This is a genomic window from Streptomyces sp. NPDC058231, assembly GCF_042882275.1.
Taxonomy (GTDB): domain Bacteria; phylum Actinomycetota; class Actinomycetes; order Streptomycetales; family Streptomycetaceae; genus Streptomyces.
On record NZ_JBHVWN010000001.1, the window covers coordinates 376304 to 382595 of the forward strand.

Annotated in this window: 4 protein-coding genes; 3 read left to right on the forward strand and 1 reads right to left on the reverse strand. The window is 70.7% G+C overall.

What is annotated here, in order from left to right:
- The first annotated feature begins 9 nt into the window (after positions 1-9).
- Complete coding sequence (locus ACFVXE_RS01500) at positions 10-996, forward strand: MBL fold metallo-hydrolase (protein ID WP_389668043.1); 987 nt, start codon at positions 10-12, stop codon at positions 994-996.
- Positions 997-1558: 562 nt separating this feature from the next.
- Positions 1559-2854 carry a LysR family transcriptional regulator gene (locus ACFVXE_RS01505; RefSeq protein ID WP_389668044.1) on the forward strand — a complete coding sequence of 432 codons (1296 nt, stop codon included), beginning with the start codon at positions 1559-1561 and terminating at the stop codon, positions 2852-2854.
- A 72-nt stretch (positions 2855-2926) separates the two neighbouring features.
- Here ACFVXE_RS01505 and ACFVXE_RS01510 read toward each other — a convergent pair whose 3' ends face one another.
- The gene (locus tag ACFVXE_RS01510; protein WP_389668045.1) at positions 2927-4594 is read right to left on the reverse strand and encodes an ABC transporter substrate-binding protein; all 1668 of its coding nucleotides are present in this window, start codon (positions 4592-4594) and stop codon (positions 2927-2929) included.
- A 309-nt stretch (positions 4595-4903) separates the two neighbouring features.
- On the opposite strand from ACFVXE_RS01510, the gene ACFVXE_RS01515 reads away from it, so the two are divergent.
- The gene (locus ACFVXE_RS01515) at positions 4904-6196 is read left to right on the forward strand and encodes an ATP-grasp domain-containing protein (protein ID WP_389668046.1); all 1293 of its coding nucleotides are present in this window, start codon (positions 4904-4906) and stop codon (positions 6194-6196) included.
- Positions 6197-6292: the final 96 nt, after the last annotated feature.

A 6292-nucleotide genomic window follows, 5' to 3' on the forward strand; every position in this document is an offset into this window, starting at 1 on the left:
GTGCAACGCATGCGACGGTCGGTCATCAAGGGCGCGCTGATGGCGGGGGCCTCAGGAGTCCTCTCCGCCGGGCGGCCCCCCTCCGCTCCCCGGACCGGGCGCCGCCCGTCCGCGGGTACCCGGCTGTCCATGAGATGGCTCGGTGTGGCGGGCTGGGAACTCTCCTTCGCGGGCCGCAGCATCCTCTTCGACCCGTATCTGAGCCGGATGCCCTACGCCCGGGCGGACGGCAGTCTCGATCCCGCCCTGCCGTTGCGCCTCGACCGGGAGGCGGTGGAACGGGTCGCCGCCGAACACCTCACCGGCGCGCCCGAGCTCGTCCTCGTCAGCCATGGACACTTCGACCACCTCGCGGACGTGCCCCAGCTGCTCGACCGCCCGCAGTGGCGCAAGCACCGCGTAAGGACGCTGTGCGACGAGACCTCCGGCCATCTGCTGGCCGCCATGGGGGTCGGCCCGGAGCGGATGGCGGACGTCGTCACGGTGCGCGGCGGTGAGTACCTGCAGTTCGACGGGTTCACTGTGGAGGTCTTCCGGAGCCTGCACAGCCAGCAGTCGCAGTACGGGTACTTCGCGCCGGGCCGGCTGCTGACACGGCCGGCCCGCCCCCGGGTGCTGGGCGATCTGGTGGAGGGCGAGACCCTCATGTATCAGGTCTCCGTCGACAACGGGCCCAGCGTGCTGCTCTCCGGTGCGAGCAACTTCGCCGCGCGGGAAATGGCCGGCATCCGCCCCGACGTCGCGGTGGTCGGCATGACGTCGCACTCCGCGGTGCACCACTATCTGGAGCGGCTGCTGAGCACTCTGGGAGATCCGCCGGTACTGCTCCCCAGCCACCACGACGACATGACGACGCCGTTGAACGCCAAGGGCGCGCACGCCCTGGCGGACCCCGCCGCGGCCGAGTCGCTCTCCAAGGCAGCGGCAGAACGCGGCAGTCTGTACACCGATGTGCTGACCCCGCGGCCGCTGGAGGCGTTCGACATCACGGTGTGATGCCGGCTCCCGTTCCTCCCGCGGTCCGCACCCGGCCGGTGTCCGGTCGCCGCCGGCGCGCCGGCACCGCCGCTGAGACACGTCCGAGAGTTGACCAAGAGGCCCGCCGTATTGGATTGCTCCTGGTCGTACCCCTGGGGTTGGCCTGGGCCGATGCGCTCCCACCGGGGCGTCCGGCTCACTCCGTCGGGGGCGTCGGAAGGAGCTGCGCACATGGGGCGCACCGCGGGGTGCCGGTTACCGCCGGCCCGGTGGCGGCGTGTCCGCGCGGCCGCCCCTCCGTCGCGAGACCCGGTCCGGTGGCGGGCGAACCCGGCCGGGGCCCCGCCACCCCTCGGCAGTCCCGCCGACGGCGTGCTGGACGCAACCGGTGTGCACCACGCCGAACGGCTCGACGGCCACTCGGCACGGTCCTCAACCCAGAAGGAAACCGACAGTGTCTTTGGGATCAGAGCTGCCATCTGTTTCTGACCGGCCGGCGCAGTTTCCCCTTTCGCGCCTTGATCTGTTGTTGCTCGACACCGTCGGGCAGTGCGGAGACCTGACCGAGGTGGCCCGACGTGTGGGGTCGCGGCACGGCAACGTCGAACGGCAGCTGGAACGGCTCGACCGGAGCAGCGGGCTGCTTCTCACCCTGCGCAGCCGCCACACCGCCCGGCTGACGTCCGCCGGTTCCCGCATGCTCGCGGCCGGGCACCGCTTCTTCCGCCAGGTCGACCTGGCCGTACGGACCCAGATATTCGGACGTGGTTCCGAGGCCGTCAGTTCACCGCGCATTCTGGCCATCTCCTCGACCGAGCCGCTGCTGGAGGACGTGATTGAGGACGCCGCGGCCACCCTGGGTGTCCTGCTGTCGGTCAGCCACGAGGCACCCCACCAGGTCCTGCGTCATCTGGCCGGCTACCGCGTCGACGCCGGGCACACGTGGACCCTGGAAGCCCCGGGCGACACCCTGGACCGGCCGGTGCGCGAATGCCGGGTGCTGGACGACCCGCTGTGGGTGACGCTGCCGCGCGACCACCCGATGGCGGCCCGGGAGACGGTGTCGCTCGCCGACCTCCTGGAGGAGAGCTGGGTCTCCGAATCCGGCCCCGCCTCGGAGGTCGTGGTGGCCCGGGTCTTCGGCTCGACGGGGCTGCCGGTTCCGGCCCGGCTCCAGGTCACCAGCGCCTCCGTGGCCAGAGGCATACTGCGTCGCGGTGACGCCATCGGGTTCGGGTCGCCCGCGTGCCCCGCGGTGCTCTCCCCGTCCTTGGTACGCCGGTCCGTCCTCGAACGCCCGCACCGCTCCAGCACCCTGCTCGTCGACCCGACCGTCGTGCCCCGGCCACTGGCGGAACAGCTGGCCGCACTGCTCACCCGGCACTGTCTGAACCGGTTCGCCGATCAGTACCCGGACCTGCTGCGGGACCGCTGGTGGGCGGAGTGGTACCGGGAGCGGCGGGAGCGGCTGAGCAGCGATCCGGTGCCGTCCCGTTGTGCCGAGGCGGGCTCCGTCGCCGCAGGGCCGGCCGAGAACGGGACACTCGACGTCGAGGATCTGCGGCTGCTGCGGGCCGTCGCGGAACACGGCAGCATCAACCGGGCGGCCACCGTGCTGTCCATCAGCCAGTCCGCCCTGACCCGCCGCATCCACCGGCTGGAACTCAGGCTGGGCGCCCGGCTGCTGCTGCGCAGCTCGCGGGGGACCGATCTGACGAGCCCGGCACGGCAGTTCCTGCGGCAGCTGACCAAGTTCGAAGCGGAGTTCCACGATGCCGAGGCCGCCTGTGGGAGCGTCAGTCATGCCCGCCCGGAGAGTCGTTGGGATGCGTACGGCAGCGCACGCCACGCCCAGGGTTCCGGCAGGGCCAGCTGACCGCGGGAGGACCGTGGCCGTCGCGGACGCGATCCGCGTCCGCGACGGCATCAGCTGCCCGGCGGACGCGTCTCAGCGCACGCCGAGCGCCACATAGTCGTACATGCCGAACGACCCGGTGACATAGGCGTTGCGTACGTCGGGGTGCCGGTACAGCAGCGACCTGGGATACAGATAGGGCACGATCACCGCGTGCTCCATCGTCAGATGGTCGATCCGGCGCCAGATCTCCGCCCGCTCCACCGGGTCGGTGCTCGTCGATCCGCGGTCGAGCAGCGCGTTGATCTCCGGGTCGTCGAGCTCGCCCATGTTCTGGTTGCCGCGCTCCTTGATCGCCCGCCCGTCGACGATCTGCTGCAGGAAGCCGTATCCGTCCGGGAAGTCGGCGCCCCAGCCGAACATGATGATGCCGATGCCGTTCTCGCGCAGATACTCCGGGCAGCCGCCGTAGCGGTCGAAGTAGTCGCCTGACGGAAAGTCCAGCACCTCCGCCTCGATGCCGACCCGGGCGAGCCCGGCGGCCAGCGCCTCGGCCGCCCGGTACTCCTTGAGCCGGTCCTTACGGGCGGCGATCTTCGTGCGGAATCCGTCCGGCAGGCCGGCCAGGGCGAGCTCGGCCCGCGCCGCGTCCAGGTCCCCGGTTGCGTCCGGTCCGACCGGATATCGGTCGAACTCCTCGTAGCCGTCGATCGTCGGCGGCAGGATGGTGGTCGCTATGTCGCCGCCCGTGGCGCCGCCGTACGCCTCCTGCATCGCGGCCTTGTCGGTCGCGTACTGCACCGCACGCCTGGCGTGCACGTCGTCGAACGGGGTCACGTTGCTCGACAGGCAGTAGATCCAGGTGAAGCCGGTGAGCGGGTTGTCGGCGTTGGCCTTGAGTGCCGGATCGGCCAGGATGCGCTCCTGCGCCGCGGGCTGGACGCCGAAGCCCGCCAGGTCGATGTGGGCCTCGCCGGTCAGCAGCATCCGGTCCACGTCGTGCGGCTCGACACCCAGATGCACCTCGATCCGTTCGGCGCGTTGCCTGCGGACCGGATCCGTCTCCGGCGACCAGTGCGGATTGCGCTCCAGAACGGCCAGTTCACCCCTCTTGTACGACACGAGCCGGTAGGGGCCGGTCGACACGGGGGCGAGACAGTAGTCGGCGCCGGTGTCCAGGCGGCGAGGGACCGGGGTCGTGCTGGGCATGGTGGCCAGGAGGTCGAGCCCGGCGAACGGCTGGTCCAGACGGAACACGAGCGTGCGTTCGTCGGGGGTCTCCAGAGTGACCGGGCCGTCGGCGTCGGGCTCCCGCCACGGGCCGCCGTAGTCGGTGCCCAGCAGCTGCCGGAAGTACGTCGGCCCGACCCCCAGCACATCGGTGCCGTAATTGCTCCTGGCGATCGCGTACTTGACGTCGGCGGCCGTGACGGGGCTGCCGTCCTCGTAGCGCAGCCCGGCGCGCAGCCGGTACGTCCAGGTCCGGCCGCCGTCGGACGGCACGCCCAGCGATTCCGCCAGGTCGGGCACCAGCCGCTGCCCCGCCTTGCCGGCCGCGGTGTCGAACGTGACCAGGGTCCGGCCGATCAGACGCAGGAAGTTCCAGGTGTAGGCGTAATAGGTGTTCCCCGGATCGAGCGAGTCGAAGTCGTCGGTGCGTACCAGGCGCAGCGTGCCGCCCGGTGCGTCGGTCGGGCGGACCACGCCGTGCACAGCGGCATCGAAGCCGGTGTCCGTGGTCGCCGACTGTGTGGTCTCCATGTCCCTGCAGCCCTCCTCGCGAAGCATTCGCCCACATCCTGTGTGCCGCGGGTCCCGCAGCGGGCTCTCCGACGGGGTTCGCGCATAGCCGACCTCCGGTCGGTATAGCGTCCGGGGCCGACCTGATCCTCAACGGCCCTCTTCTCCAAGGCCGTTCCTATGCGAGTCGCCGACGGCCTATGCACACGCGCGCTCGAACGATGGCCATCCTCCCGGCCGCCGCTTCAACTGTTCTGCAACACCAGTCGGCGTGCTGTGCCCTCACGTGCTGAGTGACGGGATCTGCGGCCGAACCATGGAGGCGGTCTGATGACAACACCCCTGGCCGACTACGCGCAGTTCGCCGGCAAGCGAATCGCGATCGTCGAGCACATGCAGAACCACCCGTTCGTGCTGGGTCTGCTCCAGGCCCAGGAGCACGGACTCGAGGTGTGGCTGCTCACCGGCGACCGGTCGTGGTACACGCACGGCCACGACTGGGACACTCATCCGCTCGCCCGGGTGGACCGGGTCCTCGACGTGGACACCACCGACCTGGAAGCGGTGCTCGCCGCGGTGACCGGTGACGACGGGCGGCCGCTGGTGGACGGTCTGACGTCCTTCTCGGACTACCACACGGTGGTCGCCGCGCAGGCCGCGCAGCGCCTGGGCCTGCCGGGGCCGGACCCTTCTGCGGTCGAGACCGCCAACGTCAAGGACCGGCTGCGGGTGGCGCTCGGCGACGTGCCGTTCAACATCCCGCACATGCTGGTGAGCAGCCGGGGCCAGCTCGAAGAAGCGGTGCGGCGGCTGGGCTTCCCCATGATCGCCAAGCCGCCCGCCGAGGCGATCAGTTACGGAGTCCGCAGAGTCGACGACCTGGACCAGCTCATCGAGGCGTGGGAGGAGCTCTCCACCGTCCGGCACAGCCTGCGCGGACAGCCCCGCTCCGGCGACGTGCTGCTGGAGACGTACGTGGAGGGTGTCGAGGTCAGCGTCGAGACGATGACCGTGGACGGACACACCCACGTGTTCGGTGTCACCTCGAAGGACCTGTTCGGCGATCCTGCGTACATCGAGTGCGGGCACACCTTTCCCGTACCGCTCTCCGACGCGTCGCGCGACGAGCTCTACTCCGTGGTGCGCCGCACCCTGGAGGTGATCGGCTACCGTCACGGGCCCTGTCACACGGAGGTGCGCCACACCGAGAGCGGCTGGCGCATCATCGAGGCCAACCCCCGGACGCCGTCGAGCTGCATGACGATGCTGGTCACCGACGTGACCGGGCGCAGCCCGATCCTGGACGCCTGGCTGCTCGCGCTCGGTGAGACCCCGCAGATCGAGCCGGTCGTCCACTCCGGTGGTGCCGCCGTGCGCATGATCTATCCCACCCGTCGCGGTGTGCTCCGGCGCGTGGACGGTGTGGAGGCCGCCGCGTCGGTACCCGGTGTCCAGGTGCTGCTCCATGTGGAGAAGGGCGACGCGCTGCTGGAGCGGATGGACAACTCCTCCTGCGTCGGATTCACCTACTGCAACGGCCCGGACCGGCTCGAAGCGCAGGCGCTCGCCGACAAGGCGGCCGCGCACCTGGACTTCGTGGTCGAGGAGGAGCCCGTCCGGTGACCTGTCCCGCGGCCGCCCCCCCCCCCCGGCCCGGGGCAGCGGCGCGGCCGAACACCCGGGCCGGGCCCAACCCAGAAGGTTATAAAAAAAAGACGC